This is a genomic window from Devosia sp. Micro-HW1 (assembly GCF_056341075.1).
The window spans coordinates 1,995,370-2,019,396 of record NZ_CP094375.1; the positions used below are offsets into that span (position 1 = coordinate 1,995,370).

Consider the following 24,027-nt stretch of genomic DNA (forward strand, 5'->3'; position numbering starts at 1 on the left):
CAGTCGGAGCATTCAATGGTGGCACGGTCCCGCACGGACAACACCGAGCGCCGCAGCGGCGTGACCATGGCCGAGGTGGGGCGGCTGGCTGGCGTCTCGCAGGTCACCGTGTCGCGCGCCCTCGCCACGCCCGAAAAGGTTTCGGCCGAGACGCTGCAGCGCATCAGGGACGCCATTGCCCGCACCGGCTATGTGCCCAATGCCGTGGCTGGCGCGCTCGCCTCCAGCAAATCCCGGCTGATCGCGGCGCTGGTGCCGTCCATTACCAACATCGTCTATGCGAGCATGCTGCAGGCCTTTTCCGATATCATGCGCGGCCATGGCTACCAGATCATGCTCAGCGAAACCGGCTATGACCCCGAGCGCGAGGAACAGGCCATCGCCGCACACCTGTCGCGCCGGCCCGACGCCATCCTGCTCACCGGGGTGCAACACAGCGCCGGCGCGCGGCGCATGCTGCTCAATGCCGAAATTCCGGTGGTCGAGATCTGGGACCTGACCCAGACACCCATCGATTGCTGTGTCGGCTTTGCGCAGGAGGCCGCAGCGCAGGCCGCCGCCGATTTTGCGGTTGCGGCCGGCTATCGCCGGGCCATCACCGTGACCGCCGGAAACGAGCGGGCGGAACGTCGCCGCGACGCTTTTGCCGCCCGAATTGCCGTCCATATGGGGGCTCAGCCACACCGCCTTGATTTTACGAGCGCGGCCACGCTCGGTCTTGGACGCCAGGCGCTTGCCAATCTGGTCGAAGCCGGCCTGGAGCGCGGCACTGTGCTGTTCTGCAGCTCCGACCTCTTCGCCCAGGGCATTCTGATCGAAGCTGCGGCGCGCGGCCTGTCAGTGCCCAGGGATATTGCCGTCATCGGCTTCGGCGACCAGGACTTTGCCGCGGCAACGGAGCCAGGGCTGACGACCATCCGCATCGACAGGGAAAACCTCGGCCAGACGGCCGCCAACGCACTCCTCGCCCGCTTTGGCGGCGCCAGGCCCGAAACGATAAACGATGTCGGCTATGAACTGATCCGCCGCGGTTCAGCCTGAGGTTCAGGCGAGCCGACCGGGCAGATCCATCTGGAAGGAAGGGTTTGGTAGCGGAGGAGGGATTTGAACCCCCGACACACGGATTATGATTCCGCGTGTCAAAGCTGTCAGGAGCCATTCCTGCCACCCTACGGCATCCCCGAGACGCCCGCAATCCTTGGAAATTAACGATGATTGCCGCTTGCGGCTAGGAATCGAGGGCTCGTCCTGTTTTTGTGCAGGTCGTCCTAATCTCGTCCTAGTCCGATTACCCATGCCGAAACTTGTTCTGACAGCACAATCCATTGCCAAGGCCAAGGCCGCATCCGTCCCCGGCGCCAAGCAGTCGGAGCTTACGGACGCGCGTGCGGAAGGCCTGTGCATCCGTATCGGCGCAAGAGGGGCTCGTTGGGGTCTGCGGTTCCAGCTCGACGGCAAGCAAAGCCGGCTGGATCTCGGCGGCATCGACGACTGGAGCATCGCGGAAGCCAGAGACATCGCAGCCGAGGCGCAGCGTGTCATGCGCTCGGGCCTGCAGCGCCCGGACGCGGAATGGGTCCACCTGCAGCGGATCCGTTTGGGCAAGGTCGAGGCGCCGGAAGCGCCCGAGCTCGATCCTCGGCTGAGCTTGAAGTGGTCGTGGGAGGACGGAAAGCGCGAGTATCTTGCTCACGTCGCCGAGACGCTCAAGGAGCGCACATGGGCCGATTACAAGTCCGTCCTGGGCACGCCCGAGCTCGAGCGTTTCGCCGGCAAGCCTGTCGCGTCGATCAGCCTGAAGGCGATGTCAGCGGCGATTGCTGACATCCATCGACGCGGCGTCGAACGTCATGCGGAACACGTTGCGAGCGTGATCCGACCGATGTGGCGCTGGATGGGCCACATGAACCAGCAGGACCTCTCCGGGCTCGACAGTCCCCGCGTCATGATGGATCTCGAAGCACCAAGGCGCACGCGCGCCGCAGCGGCCGCTCGCGTGGTCAAGACGGCGCCGGACATGCGCTTCGTCGCTCGTGCGTTGATCATCGCCCGTTCCGGCGTCTTCCATCCGACAGTGAGCGCAGCCCTGCAGCTGCTCATCTTCGGTGTCCAGCGCGCCACGGCAACTGTGGTCGCCGAGCGCCGCCATTTCTACGGCATCGGCAACGGCGAGGGTCTCTGGATTATGCCGCCGACGCATCGCAAGACCGCCGAGAAGCGTCGCGATTCCGACAGTCACATCGTGCCTCTGCCGGCATCCATCTGGAGTGTCATCGAGCGGCTGCTGGACGAGAGCGATACGATCGACACCAGCCAGTATGCATTCCCCGCGCTGCGCCCACGTCGGGCCGGCGATCCCGTGACATCGATCGCGGCATCGAATCTGCAGCACGGGCTCATGTACATGCCCGGCGTCGACTGGACCCCTCACGACATCCGTCGTGCCTTCGCCAAGCATGGCAGCAAGGCATTCAAGTGGACCCTCGCCGAGGTCAAGACGATCCTGGATCACAACGAGGGTCACGGCTCTGGCGACGTGACCCGGGTCCATTATCTCTACGACGGAACGGACGCCAAGTGGCCGATGATGAGGGCATGGGCAGGATTGCTCGAGGAGGCGGCTGCGGAGGAGTTGCGGTTCGACAAGAGGCTGGAAGACGTCGACTGGCTCAAGCGCTTCATCGTCGCCGAGCGAGACGCCCACAAGTCCGGCAAGCGGCCACGCGTCTCCCTCAAGAAGGACGTGAAGGTCGTCGTGCCGCCGATGTCGCCGGAGCCCGTCGCGCTTTAGCCCCACAATCCGCCAGCGCAAGCAAGAGTTTGGGCCATGGAAAGGGTCGCTTCGGCGGCCCTTTTGCTTTTTCGAGCGTGGGCGATAGTGACCATTATGTTGGTCGCTAAAGCCGATTGATGGGCATAATGACCAATATTTTGGTCATTGAGAACAAAGCCGGTTACGGGGACCGGTGTGCCTCTGATTTCCCCCACAATCTGGCGGAAGATCACATCAAACTTCACACCTGCTGGTGTGATCTTGGGTGTGAAGTTCCGTCGCAGAGTGGAGAACTTCCTTCCAATCCGTTCTCGTTCCGTTCTATTCTGCCGGCGAAGAGGAATCGCCGTTGGGACACAACCCGCCATCAAATCGGAGCAAGTGGGCACAGCTGAAGCATTGGGCAGCGGATGGCCGGATCGTGCGCGTGCGATGCGCGCTGTGCCGGCGCACGCTGCACTTCTATGCCAGCGATCTAGTGCAGGTCTACGACCCGAACATGCTCGCGCACGAGTGGCGGCCGGCGTGCTCGAAATGTGGGAAGAGCGACTGGGTCAGCGTGCGATCGCGCTTCCCGGGGCCGGATGATGTCGGCCGCACGATCATGCGCCGGCCGGACGGTGTCAGGCAGATCCAGCTATGGAGATCGGAGCCGTATGCGGAGAAATGAAGCGCAGTCGCCCACGCTTCACATTCCCTGTCGGTTTTCGAAGCCCGTCACATACCTGGTGGTTTCGGCTCATAACCCCCGATCTCGATGATCATCGCGGGGTCGAAGTCGCGCTCGTTCTCGCGGCCTACGCCGTGCGGATTGCAGACTATGCGCGTCTCGCCGACAGTGTAGTCGAAGCTGTCGTGCATGTGCCCGTGCAGCCACAGCGACGGCTTGTACTGCTCGATCGTCCGCGTGAGGTCGCTGGCGAAGCCTGCAGTCGACCAGTCCTTCGCGAAGCGGGTCGCGATCGATCCGGGGTGCGGGGCATGATGCGAGACGACGACTGTAGGCATGTCGCTCGCGGCCAGCTCTGCTTCCAGCCATCGCTTCGATCGATAGTGCTGCTGCCGGGCAAGCGATGGCGTCCATCGATCGGTCGATTCGTCGCGATGCCGGAAGCGCGAGTCATTGAGCTGCGCGGCGCCGCGGGAGGCATATGCCATGGTGTGCGTATCGCGGCCGAAGATCGCGAGATCGTACCAGAGCGTCGTGCCCAGGATCTTCACGCCATCGATGGTCAAGACCATGTCGTCGAGGACGTGTACCCTGTTGTTCGTCCGCGCTGCTGCGCGCCCGGCGAGCTCGCGGTTGCGCTGCATGCTGCGCTCGAAGCTGTAGAATTCGTGGTTGCCGAGGATGTAAGCCACAGGCATGTGCTGGCCGATGTAGAAATCGAGCCATGCTACGCCCTCTTCGGGATCGCCTTCGATCAGATCCCCGACGACGACGCAGACGTCCGCATCTGGAATCGATGGAAAATACCGATCGGCATCAATGTATCCGTTCGGCATGTGCAGATCGCTGAAGGTCCAGATCTTCACGGCTTCATCCCCGCACTCGGCGACAGCATCTCGCGCAGCGCGTCGACGTGCCGCTCGTCGATCGCATAGGCATCGTGGTCCCAACGGGCGGGGACGACGAGCACGCCGTCCTCGAGGCGAGGATACTCGCCGTCGCCCATGCGGGTGCCGACGATGCTGAGCTTGCCGTCCGTCATGGAGACGCGGACGGCGTTGGGCTGCTGGAAGCGGCGCATCTCCGCGATCGTCTGCTCGAAGCCGGCGACGTGCTCCGGCCGGATGACGAGATTGCGGCCGCTGACGCGGACAGGCACTTGGCCGCCGTACTGCAGCGCGACAGGCTTGGGCTCGTCGACGTGCTGCGGCTGCAGAATGAAACCGCCGTCGATGTCGCGGCTGACGAACATCGTGTTCACGCCCGTATTGGGCACGAGCTGCTCGATCTCGTCGTCGGCATCGCGGAATTCGATCGGCGACGACAGCGCCAGGCGCGCGCGGATCTCGTCCAAAGTGACAGGACGATAATTGAAGTTGTCGACCCCGACATCGATCGACTGGCGCGATCCGGGCAGCCGCGCATGCGAGTGGCCATAGAGCTGGATCGCGCCCCTGCGCATGTTCCTCCACACGCGCAGGCTGTAGTGATTGAGAACGATGGCTTGGCCGTCGATCACGATCTCCTTCTGCTCCGAGATCGATTCCCACGGCAAGGTCTGCGTCGGATGGATCTTGGCGCCGTGCAAGTGGTCATGATTGCCTGCGATCAAATGCTTGATGCCGTTCAACTGATCGAAGATCCAGCGAACGCGCTGCGGCGACGTGCGATATGCGAAATCGCCCAAATGATAGACGATGTCATCGTCGCGAACGCGCTCGTTCCAGTTGCGGATCAGCGCTTCGTCGTGCTGGTCGACGTCGAAAGGTCGCTCGCACATGCTGACGATCTTGGCGTGGCCGAAATGCGTATCGGCCGTGAAAAAGGTTTGGCTCATTGTTGTGTTTCCCCGTGATCCGCAGGGTATGCCGGATCCGTTAGCAAGCCACTAGAGCTCTCTGTACAGCCGCCTTCCGGACGGCACCTTCTCCAATCCCAACGCCGCCAAGATCCTCGGCGGGCACGGCCGGTCGCCATTGACGACAGCGAACAGTGTCTGCCGTGGCACGCCCCAAGCCCCCGCCGCTGCGGACAGCTGCGCGATCGTCGCGCCGGCTTCGAGCTCACGCATCAGATCGCGGCCATGCGGCACGTGCTGATATTTGAGCCGGCGGGGAAGCTGCAGGCCGAATGCATCGATCCGGCGATAGATGGTCTGCGTCGACACGCCCATCGACTTCGCCATGTCGGCCACGCTCTTGCCGGCGGCTATCTGGCTGGCAATCGCGGTCTTAGGATTCAGTGCGATCATTTTCGCTTCCTCCATTCGCGCTCGAGGTCGTCGAGCGCCTCGTCTACGAGCAATTCAGCGAGCGCTTTCTGCATCAGCTGCAGCTCGTCCTGGGTGTCGCGACCGGCATGCGAGCCGATCGCTCCTGTTGGTTTTGGGGTCGCGGCGATCATCAGCGACGGCGTCCGTTGCGCTTGCTGTCGCGGATCGCGAAGATGGCCTCGGCACGCGCTTCCGGAGAGACGAAAGCCGGCATGTCAAGCCGCTCGATCCAAACTTCGAGCTCAGTCAGCACCAGGGCGAGTCGATCAGCGACTTCATCGTCGCCAGTCCTCAGGGCGCGGGCATAAGAGCTGTAGGTGGCGCCGAGCTGGTTGTAGGCGTCGACGAGTTCGTCGAGGTCCTTGTCGTCGCTGAAGGGCTGCTTGCGTGACGGTGCCGAAACGGCTTCGCAGTCCTCGTCGATGACATCGACGTCGTCCTCGTCGCAGGTAGGCTCGTCGCTATCCGAGGCAAGATCGAAATCGAGAGCTGCGCTGAGGATGTTCCCAGCCCGCTGGACAAGTGCTGCGTCCGGCCCGGAAACGACGAGAACGGTGCCATCGCCGAAATCGTCAAGCAGTGTTGCTGTCGACCAGGATGGCGAGATCCAGACGCCGAGCCTGCGCTCCATTTTATAGCGCATCGATTCCTCGAAATCGGGATCGTCGCCTGGCACGGGGATCAGATCGCCGTCATGCCCCCGCACGGCAGCGAGCTTCGTTTCGGTCGCGAGCAGATCGCTGTCAGAAGCGATGATGATCGCCGGCCTGCCGTCGTCGTAGTTGATACGCTCTACGGCCCAAAAAGGATCGATGACAAGCTTCTCGGGCCATCCGAGGCGCTCGTTCTCGAAGAAGGCGCTGACGGCCTGTGCGGCGTCGCGGGTGAGGCTCGCATGGAGCGACCGGATGGATACGGCGCCGTGCGGCGTCTCGATGATCTGGCGGTCAGCTTTATCGGCAATCGGGCAAGGCTTCGCCGTGGCGTCCGAAGACGCAGTTTTCTTAGTCATGTAATGATGCTCCCCTGAGCGCTGTTAGAGCCGCTTCGGTAGTCCGATCCGCGGTCGTGGTTTCTGTTCTTGCTTCAGATCTGCATCCAACTCAGCGAGCTGCGATACGAATTCCGACACCGCGGGTGCAGCAGCCGCCGGCATCCTGAAGCGGATGCGGGAGAACTGTATGGGCGCGAGCTTCTCAGCGCTCTTGTGGGCGCCGTCCGTGGAATTTGGAGAAAGCTGTGTGCGTCGGAATATTTGGCAAATCCGTTGCTTGATGAAACCAATTTACGGCAGCCAGAGGTCCGTCAAAAGGGGGCGGTCGGTGTCAACAATCCTCCAGAAGGCCTCAATAACACTTTTCTAGAACTCGCCGGATCGCGCTACGTTAGCCTCTACGTTCTTGGCGACCCCTCTACAGCCCTAGAAAACATTGGATCGTAGAGATTTCAACGTGTTGTGAACGTTCCTGCGAACGTCGATAGCAATAAAATCTACTGTTTCGAAAAATAGTTTTTGGGGTCATGGGTCGAAATTCGACAGCCCTAGAAATCATTGATTCGTGGCATGGATCGAAATCGCTATCCATTGCCCCCAAAAGCGAAGTTGGGAATGGTTTCCTACGCATGGAGGGGCTGGTGCCTTGCATCAGGTGGCGGCAGGGTCGTGCAAAGGCCAATCACGGCCGGGGAGATATCCGATGTTGAAATCAGTGCTGGCGGCTATCGGCCGCTTCATTGCAGCAATGCCGAAGTATGTGCTGCAGCGCGTGCGCGTGGCAGGCGAATGGGTCATGAGGCTGGTGGCGGTGCCGGCCGAGCCGCAGCAGTCGGAGCCTAATGCTGCGGACAATCGTGCAGATGAGCATCTCGAAGCAGTACGCACGGCCGCTGCGCATATCGCAAGCGGGCACTTGCCGCCGGAAAAGGCACTGGCGAAGCTGTCGGAAGATGACATCAGCTGGCTCGGTGCGCTGTCGAAGAAGATGCACTGCGCTGTGGCGACAGCGAGCGACACGGATCTGCGAGCGCATATGCGCGGCGAGCGGATGATCCGGGGCGTGCTCAATCGCGACAAGATCGCTGTTGCTGAATATCGAGCAGCGAAGCGTAAGCAGCGCGAGCGAGAGCAGGACGTAGAGCTGGGTCTGATGCCAGCGGCGATCTAAAGCAAACGGGGGCTGCGAGGCCCCCGTAATCATTTCGTGCTTACAGCTGTCAGTGCTGCAACAGCGATTCCAGCAGTACGGCACGATGACGGGCGACGCGATCGCCGCGCAGCTCAGCAAGCTCTGCTTCAAGCGCAGCGATCTTGCGATAAGCCGCGCCGAGCTCGCGATTCTTGCGATCGACGATCTGCTGCCCTTTGGCGACAGCGGCACGCAAATTCCGGCCGGCTGCTTGTGCGACAGCGACTGTTTCCCAACTATCGATCATTTGCATGCTCCCTGCTGCTCTAGAATTCGATCTCATCACTATCATTGATGTCCTGGCGAATCTGCTGGCCATTGGAATCAATTTTATCGGTCCATGGCGATACGCGCTCAGGCGGCTTGATCGGCGAGGCTGCCGGCTTGAAAACGATGACGTTCTCGACCTGGCCACTGGCGGCAAGTTGCGGCCACGCCGGTTCTGGCGCTGCCGGACTTTCGGCGCTCATGCCTTTTCTCCTCGCCCTCGTAGGCTTTCTTGATGGCCTCTCTCTCTCTCGACGAGGGACGGCCGCAGGAGATTGACGAGGACCGTGAAGTCCCGAACTTTGCCTTTGGGATTCCTGAGCGTGCCGACGCGGCGCATGTCGACTTCGACATGGCATCCCATGCGGCCCAGATCGTCGATGAAGGGCTGCAAATAAGTCTGGATGATGCGTGATAGCGGTGTTTTGGGTTCCAGTCCGAGCCTGTCGATGGCCTCGTTGGACGCGAGCCGCATGGTGCCGATGTCATGGTCCTGCATGATCAGGATCGACGCTGACGGACCAAAATCTCGTTCGTGGACCCGGCCATTGATTTTTGGATTTACCCCTGCTGGCGTATTGCCATCGACGAACCGCCCTTCCGATCTCCACGGTAGTTGCGCGGCCCTCCACCGCTGTACCGACTGTACTAGGCGCGTCGAACTCCCTGACGGAGCTTGTGCCATGCGTTGCGGCGTGATGCTTGTCGCGTTATGACCACGCCGACCCACGTGTCCAAAGCCGAACGGAACGCCGAGCAGAAGCGCAAGGCCGCTGCTCGCTCACGTGCCTGGCGTCAGCGCAAGAAGGCCGCTGCGTCGCCGGAGGCCCGTGACATTGACGCGGCTATTGCGGAGGCAGTGGCTTTTTATGTCGCCAGGGATGGTGTCAACATTGGAATTGAGCCTCTGGCGGTCGCAGCAATGACTCGTTTCATTCTCGAACGGGAAGGATTCGAACCGTCAGTTACCGCGACTGCGGTGGCGGCACGAACAGCGAGGCGGGTCGAGCATAACGATCCGCATTACATGCCCTCGCTCTGCATTGAGCCGGAAAGGCTACGTCCGCCGAGGTTGGGCACCTGGCGTACTCGGGTGGCTACGATGGTGCGTTTCGTAACCGATCGGGTTCACCCGACTGACGCGGAATAATCCGCTCCCGAACGGTGACCGTTCGCCATCACGAAGCGATTTCGCTACCACCCCCGTTACCTCTTCGTACGCCATCACGCTCGCGCGCCGCCGGCTTCTACCGCCGAAGGGCAGCTTGGGTCGAGGTATCGAAAATTTGGTCCTGTGCCGCCAGTACGCGATAACCTTCACTTATCGCGTAGTGCAATTCGATTGGGATGGCGCGATACAACTAAAGTGAAGCTAGGAACACCAAGCTTCACTTCGCCTCTTCGGAGGGCATCGCTGGAGGCAGAATCGCGCCCCATTCCTGCCGTGTGAGTGGGCATTTCGGTTTGCCGAAAGCGGTCGTGCTGCTTGGTGTCTCGCCCGCACCAAGATAAGAGATGGTTAGTGCCGAGCCAGTCACCTCTGGTTCATCCATAGAACAGACGACAGCGGACCTTCACGATAGAACCCGAGAGCGTTTTAGGCCGCTGCAAACGCGAAGTTCTAAATCGGCATTGCCAATGGCAAGCGGACATTCGACAACCTGGAACGTCGGCCCGAAAGCGTAATGTGCTGCGGAAGCAGAGCAGCCAGCGTTCTCCAGCAGCTTGCGGTTCAAGCCGCTTCCGAGGCGTTAGAGCAAAATCCCACACTCCTGCTCCAGCTAGTTCCTAACTCGGGCAAGCCAGGCCTGCATTTCCGCGATCTCGACCTGCTGCGTCGCAATTATTTCCTGCGCAAACATGAGTATCCAAGGGTCATTGGAGTACTGCTGGGCAACTTGCGCCATCTCTACGGCGCCCTGGTGATGTGGGATCATCGAGCAGAGGAACGCGGTCTGGAAGTCTGCCGCCGTCATACCGCGCATCATGTCGGAATGCATGGGCTCCATCGTCTGCAGCAGGGCGGCGTGACCCGCGTCAGCCTGGGCCGCCATCATGTCGATGTGCTCCTGCATCGACATGCCTCCATGGTCCGCCTGCGCGTCGCCACATATGTCGGGCAACGGCAGGGTAGCGGCGAGGCTGGCGGGCTGATCCTGGACCACAAGCGCTCCGACAAAAGCGGCACCGAGCACGGCAGCCGCGCCCCACTGCACATAATTCATCTTGATCCTCTTTCCTGGTGGCCCAACCATGCGCCGAAGAAATCGTGCAGCGCTTGATCCAGGTCAAACCTGCAACGGTGATGGATGTTTATGTGCCTTTATCGGCAGGGATGCAGCAGTGATGGAGCTTAAAGTGATTATCGATAGGATTGGCGTGGCACAAAGCGGATTGGGGCGGCGCCTTGGCTGTGTCGCGGTCGGTGCTCCCGTCGTGTCCGTGGTCGCGGCACTGCTGGCGGCGACACCTGCCCATGCCCACGTCAAGTGGTTCGCGCCCTACGTCGTGGGCGCGGCTCCAGCCCCCATCGCCGACACTCTGTCGAACGGATGGTTCTGGACCGGTATCGTTCTGGTGCTCGCATTTTTTGCGGCAACAGTCCTGGTCGAGCGCAGCACCGCCGGTCCCGCAATCGGCGCGTCGCTTGATCGGCTGACCGGTGCGATCTGGGCGCGCAATGATGACTTCATGCGGGCGATCATCGGCGCCTTCTTCGTGGCAATTTTTGCGGTCGGCGGCGTGTACCTCACGCCAGACCTACAGACGCCCAACGAATGGGTTTCGTGGCTGCAATTGCTGATCGCCTTGCTGGTGTTCTCGCGCCGGACGATGCCGCTGGCCGCTGCCGGCATCATTGGCCTATGGGCCATCGCGCTACGGGACTACGACTTCTTCCACCTTCTCGACTACTTGGCGCTGGGCGTCGGTGTCGCCGGCTTCCTGGTTCTCGCCTCGAACCCGGAGAGCAAATTCTACCAGCATCGTTTCGTAGTCCTGCGCTGGGGCGTGGCCATCGCCTTAATGTGGTCGAGCCTTGAAAAATTCGCCTATGCCGAGTGGTTCTATCCGCTGGTCGAAGAACGTCCTTTTCTCACCTTCGGCATGCCCCGGGACGTCTTCATCCCGATGGCCGGCGTCGCCGAGTTCACTATGGGCTTCGGTCTTCTCTGGACCGCCCTGATCCGTCGCCTGTCGGCCGTGGCACTGATCGTCATTTTCACGGCTGCGGTCTATCCGTTCGGTCGCATCGACCTGGTAGGCCACGCCTTGATCATGGGAACGCTGTTCCTGATCGCTGCCGATCCGACGCCCTCGGGGCTGAAGCTGAACGGCACGGCGCCCGCTCTCGGCAGCGTCCCAGCCGGACTGGTGGCCGCCCTGGTAATCATCGCCGGCAGCTACTGGACCCTGCACGGCGCGTTCTATGACTACGAGACCGACCGAGCCGTACCCGTAGCGCCCAATGGCGAACTGCTGACCCATGTTCCTAATGCCGAACACCCGCACGGCATGGCAGTGCCCGAAGCGTTAGTGCAATGAAGCTGCATCGACCCTGCTCCGGCAGGGTCGAGCCTTTATTTCTATCCGCCGACCATTTGGGCAGACTGCCTTTTCCTTGTTCAAATTGGCCCCGCCTCGTCGTATGCACCTGCACAGCAATTGGGCTGAGGGCGGCAATATGATCGACGACAAGCTTCAAACGATTTTCGACCAGGTTCTTCACCGCAATCAGGGTGAACCCGAATTCCACCAAGCCGTAAGAGAAGTTCTGGAGAGCCTTGGACGTGTTGTTGCAAAGCGGCCGGAATATCTAGACCAAGCCCTAATCGAGCGGATTTGCGAGCCTGAACGCCAGATAATTTTCCGAGTGCCCTGGGTCGACGACAAGGGACAGGTCCAGATCAATCGCGGCTTCCGCGTGCAATTCAACTCCGCCCTCGGGCCCTACAAGGGCGGCATCCGTTTTCACCCTTCCGTCAATATCGGGATCATCAAGTTCCTCGGCTTCGAACAGACATTCAAGAATGCCCTCACCGGCATGCCCATCGGCGGCGGCAAAGGCGGATCCGATTTCGATCCCCGCGGGCGCTCGGATGGCGAGGTGATGCGGTTCTGCCAGTCATTCATGACAGAACTTCATCGTCACATTGGTGAATACACCGACGTGCCCGCTGGGGACATCGGTGTAGGAGGCCGCGAAATCGGCTACATGTTCGGGCAGTACAAGCGTCTCACCAACCGCTACGAGGCGGGCGTGCTGACCGGAAAGGCTCTGTTCTATGGCGGTTCGCGCGCCAGAACCGAAGCAACCGGATATGGCAACACCTACTTCGTGCAGTCGATGTTAGAGATGCGGAACGACAGCTTCGAAGGCAAGAAGGTCGTCGTTTCCGGATCCGGCAACGTGGCGATCTACAGCGTGGAAAAGGTTCAGTCGTTCGGCGGAACCGTGATCGCGGTTTCCGACAGTTCCGGATACATCGTTGACGAAGGCGGCATAGACCTAGAGCTATTGAAACAGGTCAAGGAGGTGCGCCGTGGCCGCATTTCGGAGTATGTCGATTTAAAGGGCGCCAGCCACGGCACATCCTTCATCAAGGCGCGGGACGGCTCGATCTGGGATGTGCCATGTGATGTGGCCATGCCCTCCGCCACACAGAACGAGCTTACGGGACAAGACGCCAAGGCCCTGATCGCCAACAAGGTAATGGCGGTGGGTGAAGGCGCTAATATGCCCTCTACCCCCGAGGCAGTCCGCCTCTTCCAGGAAGCGGGCGTGATGTTCGCACCGGGCAAGGCGGCCAATGCGGGCGGCGTTGCCACCTCGGCGCTGGAAATGCAGCAGAACGCATCGCGAGACAGTTGGACTTTTGAGCAGACCGAAGCGCGGCTTGCTCAGATCATGCGCACCATCCATGACAACTGTGCGGGAACGGCAGAGGAATACGGGGCTCCCGGCGATTATGTGCTTGGGGCGAACATCGCGGGGTTCGTGACAGTCGCGGATTCGATGCGCGCCCTAGGCGTGATCTGACCAAAATGCGAGGGTAAACGTTCCGATGGGGTTGAACGTGAGCACTCTCCTACCCCTAATGGGAAGCCGCTGCCGAGCGCGGAAAACCACCGCAGAGCTCGATCATATGTGATCGTTGCCAGAGTCCTTTCGCCGGTATCGTCCAAGCCGAAGGTTTCCTCAACGATCGGGTTGGAGTTCAGAAGATCAAGCAGCGTGCGCTCGGCGGCTTTGCCGGTGCCACTTCCGGCTCACCCCGCAGAGCAGACTATATGGCTCTAGAGTGTCATAGCTCTGGAGCCGAAGGTTCACCCCATCGGGCCAAACGGTGTCACCGTCGACCACGCAGGTGTGCCGGTTCTACGCCTACGGCGCCATCCTTGTGAGCAACAGCTGGCTGCCGGCCGGCTGCTTCGGCTGGTCCGCACCTGCCTAACGCTGCCTCAAAGGAGTAATTTGCGCATGAGGATTGTTATTGTCGGAGGTGGGTTCGGTGGGTCTGGCTTGTGCCATGGAACTCGGAGGATCCGAACACGATGTCTTGCTCATCGACAGGCGCAACTATCATTTGTTTCAGCCCCTGCTCTATCAGGTCGCTACCGGAGCTCTTTCTCCCGCCGACATCGACGACCCATCCGGAAATTGGTCGAGGCCCACCGCAACGTTTCTGTAATCATGGGAGAGGTCACAGCGTCGATCACAACGGTCTAGTAATCTCCCTTGAGGATGGATCGACCCACTACTACGACGTGCTCGTACTCGCAACCGGTTCCCAGTACGCCATTTCGGTCACGGCAGGCGCTGGACGCTCGCGGGCGAGTTCCGCAACATCGATCCTGCGCGATCGCAGGCTCTACGTACCTTGTCGAAGGTAAGGAGTACTGCCGTGAGAAAGGCCCGTTTGCTCTGTGATCTTCTTCAGACAAGCTTCGTATGCCGTCAAATCTGTAAGAAGATCACCGGCTGCAACGTCGCCACGAAGAATGAAGCCGCCACTTCGGGCGATGCCGCCATCGATCATCAAATTATCGGTCATCCCGTGGTCCTCCACCATTTGTCCGTCCATTGCCACCAACCGACCTGACACGTCACGTTCTACCTCGCCGTTGTAATGATCCTCAGACGCCCGTTCCGCATAGGAACGGGTGGTGTTGCTATAGCCGAAGGCCTTGCGACCCCAGGCACACATAAACCCAACTTCGTAGACGGTACCGGGATCGGCGCTGATTCCGCGGAAGGGTGTCAGGTTCGCGATGATAATGTCTGACTCCAGCATCAATTCTTCATTGTGCCGGGCAATCATGGTGCCGAACACGAATTTATCGCCGCCCTGATAGTGGATGAAATCGCCCTGGCGGGCGCTCGGCTCCATGCCGTATGCACGGCACAAGGCGCGCTTGCGCTCGACCTGCTCGAAGCCGTTTGGGAGAAAGACCTCGGGACCTGCGATATAGACCTTGATCATTATGGCTGGACCCGAAAGGCGAGGGTTGCAACGAAACGATCGAGAAAGACTTCGTTGTTCACCTGATCGATGACCATGGCGTTCGGCTGGCGTGTGTTGCCCCAGTAATCGATGATCGTTCGACCCCGGCTCGGACCCTCCGAACAATCGACCGTGAGATTGCACATGCGCCCGGTAAAAAGCTCTGGCCACAGACAATATCCTACGGCGCACATGTCGTGCATGGGGCGTCCCTTCCCGGCAAAACGGGGATGTGCGACCGGCAAGGCAAGGAGCGGAGCAAGAAAAGCTGCGGCTGGCGTTCCAATGCTGGCGACACGCTCGGCCAGCGCGCCGTCCACCAACACAGTTGATGTGGTGTCGAGCGGCAGTACAACCCTCTCGAAGTCAGCTTCGAAAACCACGCGGGCCGCATGTGGGTCGGCGTAGATATTGTATTCAGCGGCCGGCGTGGTGTTACCAAGGCCGATAGCTCCGCCCATGAGCACCAACTGCTTCACTTTGCGCGCAAGCTGCGGAGCCTTGATCAGCACCACTGCCAAATTGGTGAGCGGGCCGACGAAACACAGGGTGATGCTGCGATCCTCGGCGCCTTGAAGCGTGCGTGTGAGGAAGTCGACTGCGTGCTCGTCTTCGAGGGGCGTTTCGACAGCATCAAAGCGCGTGCCCGCAATGCCGGTTTCGCCATGGATGTGCTTGGCATGAACGTGCTCAACCGCCAGCGGGCGGGGGCAGCCGGCGTATACCGGTACACTCCGCGGTGCGTGATCAACGATGCCTCGCGCGTTCCACTGGGTCTGGTGCAACTCGACATTGCCCGCAACGGTCGTGATCCCGGCAACTGCCTCAGGGGCCGCAAGCAGCAGCAGAATGGCAACGGCGTCATCGAGGCCGGGATCGCAATCGAGGATGATCATGGGATTACTTTCGAGATGTTACTTGGTTTTCTTCTTGGTTTGACGAACCGGAACCGGATTGCGCCCGGCCGGGAAGGTTCTGGGACGTTTTCTCGTAGTCCCGTAGTGCGGCTCGAACCAGGGCAGCGCAAAACTGGCAAACTGCTGCTCCATTTCCACCGAGTTGGGAGATCGGTGCGCGACGGCACCAATCAGGCCTTCAAGCAGAGCCAGTACGCTGGTGTTTGATGTCGAGGCGAGCTGGCGCTCGGCGCGAGCGTAGAGCACCGTATCGGTCAAGGAAGCGATCGGGGATTTAGGTCCATCAGTGATCGCAATCAGCGGCACTCCGCGATCCTTCACGAAGCGCGAAAGTTCAACGGAGTCGCGGAAATATCGGGGGAAGGCGATGGTGATCACCAGATCGTTCGACCCATAGCGAAACAGCTGGCGACTAGCACCAATCGCGCCGTCAGCGCTCGATAGGCTTCGAACGTTGTGGCGGTAACGGCCAAGACCACTCGCGAGCAGGCCGGCAAGGTGTGCGGAATTGTCGATGCCTACCACATAGATCCGGTTCGCATTAAGGATCAGGTCGACCGCCCTTTCGCACACCTCGGGCCGCAATTCGTTGAGCGTTGACTCCAGGTTTGCAAGGTCCTGCTTGATGGATGCGGCGATGATCTCTCGGCTGGTGGACTGGCGCGAAATTTCGTTTCGTATTTTTTCGACGGGCGCGAATGCCGATGAAAAGCCGCTAATCAGCTCTGCCCTGAACTCTGCGTAGCCTTTGAAACCGATAGCTTGTGCGAACCGGTTTGCAGTCGCCACCGACACCCCCGCGCTTTCCACCGCGCCATGGATGCTGACACGCGCCACCTCCACCGGCTCGGCCAGCACATAGTCGGCAAACACCCTGATGGCATCGGTGAACTCGGGGTATTTGCGTGAGATGCGGTCCGGGATAGTGCCAGCAAAGCCGCGGTTTTCCATGGATCCAACCTGTGGCGAGGGCATCGACTCTTTCTCCGTTGATATATTTGTAACATCAGATAAGCTGAAATGTAACAGAAGTTTCTGTTAGGCTCTCGCAGGTGATCGCCGGGAGATCCGGAAGGAAGGGAACATGACACACAATTCGCAGATTTCACGCCGCTGTTTCGTTGCCGCTGGAGCCGCAGGCCTGGCTCTGATGCCGTTCTTGGGTGCAAGGGCGTTTGCGCAGCCGCAAGCGTCGCTGACCACAGCTTTTGGCTGGGTACCCAATGTTCAGTATGCGGGCCACTGGATTGCCCTGGAGAACGGGTATTTCGCGGAAGAAGGCATCGATGCTCAGCACTTGGCTGGCGGTCCCAATGCGCCGCAATCGCTGGTGACACTGGCGACCGGCGCCGCCCAGGTGGCCCATGGCCAATGGCTGCCCTTGCTCGATGCACGAGCTCGGGAAAATGACTTCGTGATGATCGGGGCGAACTTTCCGATCAATCCGGCAGGCGTCATCTCGCTGCCCGGCAAGCCGATCCGTCAGGCCAGTGACCTGGTCGGCGCCCGCATTCTTGCGCAGGGCGAAGCAGACCGGGAAATCATCGAAGCCATCTTCTCGCTGAACAACCTCGAACCCGACTATACCTTTGTCCCCTCGGGCTTCTCCCCCGAGCCCCTCCTGGCGGGCGACGGCGACGTCTACATGTCGTTTGTGACCAACCAGCCCATCACCCTCGAGCAGTTGGGCATGGTGCAGGACAAGGACTTCATCGTAACTTTGCTGGCCGACCTCGGCTATGTTCAGCCTGGCGTGATCTTCACCACGGACCGGGCAACCCTTGAAAGCCGCCGAGACGACTTGGTGCGATACCTTCGCGCACTCCTGCGCGGTTGGAAGGCGAATGCCGAAGATCCTGAAGTGGCAGCTCGTCTGGTTGTCGAGAAATACGGTGCGGATCTAGGCCTCGATCTCAATCAGCAGATCCGGCAGAACGAACTGCAGATCCCCTATGTCGAGGCTGCCAACGGCAAGGGGATGTTCTGGCTCGATGAAGCCATGGTGACCGGCCCCATGTACGATGTTGCGCGAGTTCAGAAGCGTGAGCTCCCCGCTGCTGTCTCGGACATTCTCGACATCAGTCTGCTGGCCGAAGCGCAAGCAAGCCTCTAGGACCGCCGGCCGGAGCGCCCTGGCTGCTCCGGCCGCAATTGCCACTTCCCGTCACGAGGATCTAAGTGACCGACACCAACAACGCTGCTCCACAAACCGTCGATATCCTGGTCTCAGGCTGCGATATTGTAACCTTGGACGATGCAGGCACGATCATTCGCAATGGTGCGATTGCTGTTTCCGACGGGCGGATTGTCTGGATGGGGAAGGCTGACGACGCTGCGGCTTTGTTCACGCCTGAAACCCGCCTCAATGGCTCTGATCGTATCGCCATGCCTGGGCTCATCGATGGGCATATGCACACCGCCCAGCAGCTGCTGCGCGGCAAGATCTTCGAGATGCAGCGCAAGCGGGCCCTCAAGATTCCGATCTGGAAGAACTACTATATTCCGTTCGAGGGCATGTTGACCCACGAGGACGTCGAGCTTTCGGGGCTTGTCGCCTACACCAACATGATCAGTGTCGGCACGACCTGCTTTGCCGAAGCGGGCGGCCCTCATCCGGACGCCATGGGCCAGGCTGCCCTCGATGTTGGCATCCGCGGCTTCATTGCCCTTTCGACCGTCGATCAAACCTCGAACGTGGGTGCTTCGGTACCTCAGTCGATGATGATGAACACCCAGCAGGCGTATGATCGCAACATCGAGCTAGTCAAGCGCTGGGCGGACCAGGACCAGGACCGCGTCAAGGCGTGGCTGGGCCTGCGCCAGATCATTGTCTGCAGCCCCGAACTCATCAAGTCGATGTCCGCTGCGGCGCGGGAGCTGGACGTCAAGATCCACACTCATCTTTGCGAAGGCGCCTATGAGATCGACTACGCGTTGGAGCATTTCGGCAAGCGCCCCACCGAGTATCTGGCCGATCTGGGCGTGCTTGATCATCACCTTCATTGCGCCCACTCGGTTCTGTTGTCGCCTGATGAAGTGGACCTTTACGTCAAGCATCGCCCTTCAGCCTGCCATTGCGGGTTCAATAACTATTCCATTGGCGCGCCCAGACTGATCGAGATGTGGCGCAAGGGAATTGACATTGGCATGGGCACGGACGGTGCCGCAGCGTGGGGTTCGCTCGATATCTTCCAGGTGGCGCATGTAACCCGGATCGGCCAACAGGCCCTGGCCGGCACGCCCTGGCACATGCGCACCGCTATCTCCAGCGAGGAACTGCTGGCCATCGCTACGCGCGGCGGCGCCCGATCCCTCGGCCTTGCCGACGAGTTGGGTAGCCTGGAAGTCGGCAAGCGCGCAGATCTGCTTTTGGTGGATTCCTCCCAGATGGATCAGCAGCCAATTCTGGATCCCTTGTTTGCCGTATCGAGCACGGTGGTAGGACGAGATGTGCGCAGCGTTATCGTGGACGGCAAGCTGGTTATGAAGGAAAGAGAATTCCTGACCGTCGACATCGACGCAATCAAGGCTCGGCTTGCTGCACGGGGGCCCGAACTCATGATGCGCTTCGAGGCGCTGGTCGCATGAGCACTGTGCCAGTTGCCACCGCAATCGACTTTACCGGCGTAAGCAAGAGCTTCTCCCTGCCCGGGGGCAAGCAATTGACCGCGTTGTCCGATACCACAGTCACGGTGGGTAAAGGTGAGTTTGTGGCGCTGCTGGGCCCCAGCGGCTGTGGCAAGAGCACGCTGTTGCGTCTGGTGGCCGGGCTGGAAAAGCCTACCACCGGGTCGGTGAGCGTTGAAGGTCGTGCACCCCGTGAACTCGTCGCCGCCCATAGGCTTGGCATTGCGTTTCAGGAGCACGCACTGCTTCCATGGCTAACCGTTCAGCAAAATGTCGAGCTCCCGTTCCGTATCGCTGGCCGCCGCATCGAGCACGGCAAGGTCAAGGCGCTGATCGAACTGGTTGGTCTTGCGGGCTTTGAGGCTGCACGTCCCAAGCAGCTTTCGGGTGGCATGCGCCAGCGTGCTGCCATTGCACGCTCCCTGGTGCTCGACCCCGAAGTCCTGCTGCTCGACGAGCCCTTTGGCGCGCTGGATGCCGTGACGCGCCGGCAAATGAACGTGGAATTGCAGCGCATCTGGTCCGAAAAGCAGATTTCAACGCTTCTGGTGACCCACGCGGTGGAAGAAGCCCTGTTTTTGGCCGACCGCGTGATCGTCCTGAGCGGGCGACCGGGCAAGGTAGTGCTTGAACTGGATGTGCCATTCGCCCGCCCGCGCCATCCTGACGTCATGCGCACAGCGCAGTTCCATGAATTGGTGGATCAACTGACCGAAACTCTCCACCCTACGCAGGGGATCGGGAGTTGATAAGCGAGCGCACAGAATCGTTCCTGCTCGGCGCCCTGGGCGTTGCCTTGTTGCTGGGCGCCTGGGAACTGATAGGTCAAATGCGACTGGTCGGCATGACATGGCCGCCGTTTTCCACCGTGGTTGCGCTTCTCCTCGATCCTTCTCGGTCTGCGCTGTTTGGCCGGGCGCTTTCATCCACTCTGAGTTCAGCCTTGGCGGGCTATTTGATGGGCGCCCTGGCGGGCCTTGCCTTTGCTATGCTCGGCCAGATCGTACCGTCACTCCGTCCAGGTACTGACCGAGCAACGGCTGTGATACACGCCATTCCCTCCATTGCCTTGGCTCCAATCTTCATCGTCTTGCTCAGCCGCGACGCAGCTCCGGCAGCGATCGCTACACTGAACGCATTTTTTGTATTCTATGTTTCGGGCGCTTCAGGATTTGCTTCGTCGACCCAGACCCAGCGCGACCTCATGTCGGCACTCGGCGCCTCGGGGCTGAAGCGTTTCCTCCACGTCGATTTGCCCGCAGCATTTCCGGGCATCGTCAGCGGCATGAAGCTGGCGGTTCCCGCCGCCCTGATCGGCGCCATCATCGGAGAGTGGTTCGGCGCGCCTCGCGGCTTGGGCATTCTAATCGTCAACGCGATGCAGAACTTCCAGATATCCCTGCTCTGGAGCGTCGTCGTGCTCGTAGCGACCACCTCGCTTGTTCTTTTTGCGGCCATGACCTTCCTCGAACGCATCGTGCACGAGCGCTACAGATGAATTCAGCCTCCCCCTCTTCGGTCGCAACGCTTGCCAAGCGGGCGACGCGCGCCCTCCTCAACTTCTGGGCGATAGCTGTGATCCTGTTGTTGTGGGAGGCCATGGTCTTGCTCAACAACTTCAACGCTATCGTCATGCCTCGCCCGTGGGCCGTATTGGCCGATATCCTGGCAAACCCAACGCTCTATTTCGCCAGCTTCCTGCAAACCGCTACAGTGGCACTGGGCGGATTGTTGGTCGGCATGCTGGCGGGGACCACACTGGCGATCCTCGCTTGGGCGTCGCGCCTGCTCAATGGCGTGCTGACACCGCTTGGCTTGATCTTTTCCTCGGTCCCGGTGGTCGCCATGATCCCGATTCTGGCACGCATGCTCGGATACGGCACCGAAACGGTGCTCGCGATCGTCGCTATACTCTCGTTCTTCCCATTTTTTGTATTTACCGGCTCGGGCCTCCGCCTGCTGCCGCCCGGAAGCGCGGATCTGGTTTCGGTTCTTGGAGCGCGCAAACTGCAGCGGCTTTGTCTGCTAGCGTTGCCCGCCGCTTTGCCCAGTTGGACAGTGGCGCTGCGCTTGGCGACCGCCAACGCGATATTGGGCGCCTTGGTCGCGGAGTTCTTGATGAGCGCCGGCGGCCTCGGGCAGCTACTGCATGCCGCCAGTCAAGCTTTCAATACCGAACGCGCTCTTGGTGCTAGCGTGTGCGCTACAACAGGATCGGTTGTGCTCTTCGTGATGGTGGTTGCATTGGAGGGCAAAGTCCGGGAACGGTGGACTTAAACGTTCCGTATCCTGAGCAAGACGTGAGTTGCGGAATAGGGTCTGGAATCCCAAAATGCCGCAGGTGTAGTTCAGACCTAGGCCCACTTAATAGCGCCTGTTCTTTTCGCTTGCCTTACTGCCGTAGCGAAGTGCAACGCTTGACATTGGACCAACAACAACGAACGACGAATATTCTGGGAGGCTGCTTACGCCCGGTACGCTGCTGGGCGTCAGCTTTCGACGGGGGTAATCCTGACAGCTGCAAGTCCGCTTTCGGCCCCAATTCCGTCATTGGCCCAGCTCGCTGGAAGGGCAGGGTAGGGGCCGTCTACGGACGGTCGGCTTTTGTACGCAGGCAGTTAAAAACAGACATCTGCCACCTGTGCTGCCAACGGGATAGTCTCGACCACCCGCCTGATTTTCAAGCAGACACGATGTGCGATCCAATCGCGTCTGACATTTTCTCCGCCAGCATGATGACTGGCAGGTTGAGATTTGCGCGTGGTGCGGTGGGCATGATCGAGGCATCAGCGATATAGAGACCTCCGATGCCGTGCACTCCACCGGTCTCGGGCTCCACGACAGCTTCCCGGTCATCGGCTGGTCCCATCCGACAGGTGCCGCAGACATGCCATTGGCCGAAAGCGGTGCTGCGGACATATTCCTCCAAGGCAGATTCGTCCTCCAACAAATCGGCAAGCGAGAGATTGCCCGATACCATGGTGCGAAAGAACAGCTTGCGGATGGGCGGGGCCAGGTCGATTGCCGCGGCCACGGGAGCGGTGAGCAGGTAATTGCGCAGCGTCTGCCGACCCAGTGATTTTGCAAAGCCGCTATAGCTCGACGGACCTGTCGACTCCACCAGACCGGACAGAGCATCGGCGGCCATGATACGCGCCGTAAACCGTACCGCGTCCATTAACCGGACAAGGTCGCTGCGGTCCGAGAGATAGTTGAAATGCACGATTGGCGCGGCGAGCGGGTCCGCGCTGGTCAGAGACACACTGCCGCGGGATTCAGCCTTGTTGATCCAGGTGATCATCGTCGCGATGCGGCGACCCAGTGGATGCCAGGCTGATTTGGCGACCATCATCGTAAACATGTCCGAAACGCTTCCGCCTTCAATTCCGGAGCTGTAGCGCAGCCCCAGATGAATATGCCGACGGGTCGCCGTACCGAGCCTGCCCTCCGGCCGTAGATAGGCAGACAGGGAAATGCCAGGATGTTCCTGTAGATTGGCACCCACTCCAGGCAGGTCTACGAGACAGTCAATACCAAGCTTTCGCAACGCCAGCGCGGGACCGATTCCCGATCGCATCAACAAGGCAGGCGAATGCAGCGCGCCGGCCGAGACGACAACATTGGTCGCCTTGATCTGCGTCTCGACACCATTCCGGCGCAGCTTCACACCGCTAACTTTGCGTCCCTCGAAGATGAGTTGAGTAACCTCTGCATCTGACAGGATGCTGAGGTTTGGTCTGGCGCGCGTCGAGGCGTCCAGATAGGCCATGGCCGTAGAGACCCTGTGCTGTCCGTCATTGGACAGGGTAACCGGGAAATGACCATCACCAAAGACACCATTCTGGTCTTCAAGGTGGGCAAAGCCCAACGACTTGAGCGCTTCTTCAGCCCTCAGCGAAAACAGCGGCCATTTGGAGCGCGGAATACGGGAAATGGGAATTGGACCGGATTTGCCATGCAAGGGTCCGCCAAAGTCGAGGTCGTTTTCGGCCTTGATAAAATAGGGCAGGACCTGGTCCCAGTTCCAGCCCCTGGCCCCAAGCGCTTCCCATTCGTTATAGTCATCAGGCGTGCCGCGATTGGCCATCTGGCCATTGATGCTGGAACCACCGCCGATAAGCTTGGGCTGTTCATAGGGACGGGGTGGCCTCGCCGGGACATTTTCCTGCGCTGCGCCGCGATGCGCGAGAAGACCCTGCCAGTGATTGGCAGGATCGAAGGCGGCGCGTCCGGGATAGGTGTCGAGAATGGCCGCGCCTTCCTCGCCGGGCCGAACATCACGTCCCGCTTCGATAAGCAGTACCCTGCGCTTGGGATCGGCAGAGAGCCGATTGGCGACCACGCATCCCGCGCTGCCGCCGCCGACAATGATGACGTCCCACATTTTACACGCCTATGGGCCTGAAGGCCCTGGCGCCGGCCTCAGCAACCTGCCGGTCCTGATCGACGCTACCGGAACTGACACCTATGGCGCCGACGACCTGACCATCCACTTCAAGAGGAACACCGCCACCCAAGGTCGTCAGTCGTCCTCCATTAAGACTTTGCAGGCCAAAGCCGGGTTGACCCGGCAAGGTCGCCGGCAGGATGTCGCTTGTCGCCTTGCGCGCGCCTGCCGCCGTGTAGGCCTTGGCCAGCGCGATATCTATGGAAGAAAACTTGGCCCCGTCCATGCGACGGAACGCGACCAGGTGGCCCGCCGCGTCCACCACAGCGATATTCTGCGGCACGTTCATGGCAAGGGCAGCCTGGCTGGCGGCAGCAATGACAGTGTCGGCTTCCTCAAGCCCGATCGAGAGTAAGTTGAGCATC

Annotated in this window: 24 protein-coding genes; 10 read left to right on the forward strand and 14 right to left on the reverse strand. The window is 60.5% G+C overall.

What is annotated here, in order from left to right:
* The first annotated feature begins 15 nt into the window (after nucleotides 1-15).
* Both MQW79_RS09515 and MQW79_RS09520 read left to right on the forward strand, forming a co-directional pair.
* On the forward strand, nucleotides 16-1,041 hold the full coding sequence (locus MQW79_RS09515) for a LacI family DNA-binding transcriptional regulator (protein WP_476584261.1): 1,026 nt from the start codon (nucleotides 16-18) through the stop codon (nucleotides 1,039-1,041).
* Nucleotides 1,042-1,294: 253 nt separating this feature from the next.
* On the forward strand, nucleotides 1,295-2,791 hold the full coding sequence (locus MQW79_RS09520) for an integrase arm-type DNA-binding domain-containing protein (RefSeq protein WP_476584262.1): 1,497 nt from the start codon (nucleotides 1,295-1,297) through the stop codon (nucleotides 2,789-2,791).
* A gap of 699 nt (nucleotides 2,792-3,490) precedes the next feature.
* Here MQW79_RS09520 and MQW79_RS09525 read toward each other — a convergent pair.
* Genes MQW79_RS09525 through MQW79_RS09545 form a run of 5 tightly spaced genes read right to left on the reverse strand, consistent with a single transcriptional unit; the run spans nucleotide 3,491 to nucleotide 6,727 of the window.
* A complete protein-coding gene (locus tag MQW79_RS09525; protein ID WP_476584263.1) occupies nucleotides 3,491-4,309 on the reverse strand; it encodes a metallophosphoesterase in 819 nt (272 codons plus the stop codon).
* Entirely contained in the window at nucleotides 4,306-5,280 is a 975-nt protein-coding gene (locus MQW79_RS09530; RefSeq protein ID WP_476584264.1) for a metallophosphoesterase family protein, read from the reverse strand. The genes MQW79_RS09525 and MQW79_RS09530 overlap by 4 nt, the downstream gene beginning before the upstream one ends.
* Nucleotides 5,281-5,331: 51 nt before the next feature.
* Complete coding sequence (locus MQW79_RS09535) at nucleotides 5,332-5,694, reverse strand: hypothetical protein (RefSeq protein ID WP_476584265.1); 363 nt, start codon at nucleotides 5,692-5,694, stop codon at nucleotides 5,332-5,334.
* On the reverse strand, nucleotides 5,691-5,846 hold the full coding sequence (locus MQW79_RS09540; RefSeq protein WP_476584266.1) for a hypothetical protein: 156 nt from the start codon (nucleotides 5,844-5,846) through the stop codon (nucleotides 5,691-5,693). The genes MQW79_RS09535 and MQW79_RS09540 overlap by 4 nt, the downstream gene beginning before the upstream one ends.
* Nucleotides 5,846-6,727, reverse strand: coding sequence for a hypothetical protein (locus MQW79_RS09545; RefSeq protein WP_476584267.1), 882 nt, complete (start codon nucleotides 6,725-6,727; stop codon nucleotides 5,846-5,848). Before MQW79_RS09545 ends, MQW79_RS09540 begins: the two co-directional genes overlap by 1 nt.
* A 685-nt stretch (nucleotides 6,728-7,412) precedes the next feature.
* On the opposite strand from MQW79_RS09545, the gene MQW79_RS09550 reads away from it, so the two are divergent.
* Complete coding sequence (locus MQW79_RS09550) at nucleotides 7,413-7,880, forward strand: hypothetical protein (protein WP_476584268.1); 468 nt, start codon at nucleotides 7,413-7,415, stop codon at nucleotides 7,878-7,880.
* Nucleotides 7,881-7,929: 49 nt separating this feature from the next.
* Here the strand turns inward: MQW79_RS09550 and MQW79_RS09555 are convergent, their stop codons facing one another.
* The 4 genes from MQW79_RS09555 to MQW79_RS09570 form a co-directional block, all read right to left on the reverse strand.
* Nucleotides 7,930-8,148: a hypothetical protein gene (locus MQW79_RS09555; RefSeq protein WP_476584269.1), complete on the reverse strand. Its 219-nt coding sequence runs from the start codon at nucleotides 8,146-8,148 to the stop codon at nucleotides 7,930-7,932.
* A 19-nt stretch (nucleotides 8,149-8,167) separates the two neighbouring features.
* Nucleotides 8,168-8,371 carry a hypothetical protein gene (locus MQW79_RS09560; RefSeq protein ID WP_476584270.1) on the reverse strand — a complete coding sequence of 68 codons (204 nt, stop codon included), beginning with the start codon at nucleotides 8,369-8,371 and terminating at the stop codon, nucleotides 8,168-8,170.
* Nucleotides 8,368-8,667 carry a hypothetical protein gene (locus MQW79_RS09565; protein WP_476584271.1) on the reverse strand — a complete coding sequence of 100 codons (300 nt, stop codon included), beginning with the start codon at nucleotides 8,665-8,667 and terminating at the stop codon, nucleotides 8,368-8,370. The genes MQW79_RS09560 and MQW79_RS09565 overlap by 4 nt, the downstream gene beginning before the upstream one ends.
* Nucleotides 8,668-9,949: 1,282 nt before the next feature.
* A complete protein-coding gene (locus MQW79_RS09570) occupies nucleotides 9,950-10,393 on the reverse strand; it encodes a DUF305 domain-containing protein (protein ID WP_476584272.1) in 444 nt (147 codons plus the stop codon).
* A 133-nt stretch (nucleotides 10,394-10,526) separates the two neighbouring features.
* On the opposite strand from MQW79_RS09570, the gene MQW79_RS09575 reads away from it, so the two are divergent.
* Nucleotides 10,527-11,711 carry a hypothetical protein gene (locus MQW79_RS09575; RefSeq protein ID WP_476584273.1) on the forward strand — a complete coding sequence of 395 codons (1,185 nt, stop codon included), beginning with the start codon at nucleotides 10,527-10,529 and terminating at the stop codon, nucleotides 11,709-11,711.
* Between the two features lie 139 nt (nucleotides 11,712-11,850).
* On the forward strand, nucleotides 11,851-13,206 hold the full coding sequence (gene gdhA / locus MQW79_RS09580; protein ID WP_476584274.1) for an NADP-specific glutamate dehydrogenase: 1,356 nt from the start codon (nucleotides 11,851-11,853) through the stop codon (nucleotides 13,204-13,206).
* An 832-nt stretch (nucleotides 13,207-14,038) separates the two neighbouring features.
* Here gdhA and MQW79_RS09585 read toward each other — a convergent pair.
* From MQW79_RS09585 to MQW79_RS09595, 3 genes are read right to left on the reverse strand one after another with little or no spacing between them, the layout of a single operon-like run.
* Nucleotides 14,039-14,650 carry a nucleoside 2-deoxyribosyltransferase gene (locus MQW79_RS09585; RefSeq protein ID WP_476584275.1) on the reverse strand — a complete coding sequence of 204 codons (612 nt, stop codon included), beginning with the start codon at nucleotides 14,648-14,650 and terminating at the stop codon, nucleotides 14,039-14,041.
* Nucleotides 14,650-15,567 carry a nucleoside hydrolase gene (locus tag MQW79_RS09590; protein WP_476584276.1) on the reverse strand — a complete coding sequence of 306 codons (918 nt, stop codon included), beginning with the start codon at nucleotides 15,565-15,567 and terminating at the stop codon, nucleotides 14,650-14,652. Before MQW79_RS09590 ends, MQW79_RS09585 begins: the two co-directional genes overlap by 1 nt.
* Nucleotides 15,568-15,585: 18 nt before the next feature.
* Entirely contained in the window at nucleotides 15,586-16,539 is a 954-nt protein-coding gene (locus tag MQW79_RS09595) for a MurR/RpiR family transcriptional regulator (protein ID WP_476584277.1), read from the reverse strand.
* 133 nt (nucleotides 16,540-16,672) lie between these two features.
* On the opposite strand from MQW79_RS09595, the gene MQW79_RS09600 reads away from it, so the two are divergent.
* The 5 genes from MQW79_RS09600 to MQW79_RS09620 all read left to right on the forward strand — a co-directional run bounded on the left by MQW79_RS09600 (nucleotide 16,673) and on the right by MQW79_RS09620 (nucleotide 21,492).
* Complete coding sequence (locus MQW79_RS09600) at nucleotides 16,673-17,701, forward strand: ABC transporter substrate-binding protein (RefSeq protein WP_476584278.1); 1,029 nt, start codon at nucleotides 16,673-16,675, stop codon at nucleotides 17,699-17,701.
* A 65-nt stretch (nucleotides 17,702-17,766) separates the two neighbouring features.
* A complete protein-coding gene (locus MQW79_RS09605; RefSeq protein ID WP_476584279.1) occupies nucleotides 17,767-19,176 on the forward strand; it encodes an amidohydrolase family protein in 1,410 nt (469 codons plus the stop codon).
* Nucleotides 19,173-19,964, forward strand: coding sequence for an ABC transporter ATP-binding protein (locus tag MQW79_RS09610; RefSeq protein ID WP_476584280.1), 792 nt, complete (start codon nucleotides 19,173-19,175; stop codon nucleotides 19,962-19,964). Before MQW79_RS09605 ends, MQW79_RS09610 begins: the two co-directional genes overlap by 4 nt.
* Nucleotides 19,961-20,713 (forward strand): ABC transporter permease, encoded by a 753-nt coding sequence (locus MQW79_RS09615; RefSeq protein WP_476584281.1) that lies wholly within the window; start codon nucleotides 19,961-19,963, stop codon nucleotides 20,711-20,713. Before MQW79_RS09610 ends, MQW79_RS09615 begins: the two co-directional genes overlap by 4 nt.
* A complete protein-coding gene (locus tag MQW79_RS09620; RefSeq protein ID WP_476584282.1) occupies nucleotides 20,710-21,492 on the forward strand; it encodes an ABC transporter permease in 783 nt (260 codons plus the stop codon). The genes MQW79_RS09615 and MQW79_RS09620 overlap by 4 nt, the downstream gene beginning before the upstream one ends.
* 403 nt (nucleotides 21,493-21,895) lie before the next feature.
* On the opposite strand, the gene MQW79_RS09625 is transcribed toward MQW79_RS09620, so the two are convergent.
* Both MQW79_RS09625 and MQW79_RS09630 read right to left on the reverse strand, forming a co-directional pair.
* A complete protein-coding gene (locus MQW79_RS09625) occupies nucleotides 21,896-23,599 on the reverse strand; it encodes a GMC family oxidoreductase (RefSeq protein ID WP_476584283.1) in 1,704 nt (567 codons plus the stop codon).
* A gap of 1 nt (nucleotide 23,600) precedes the next feature.
* Entirely contained in the window at nucleotides 23,601-24,026 is a 426-nt protein-coding gene (locus MQW79_RS09630) for a GlcG/HbpS family heme-binding protein (RefSeq protein WP_476584284.1), read from the reverse strand.
* Nucleotide 24,027 lies beyond the last annotated feature (1 nt).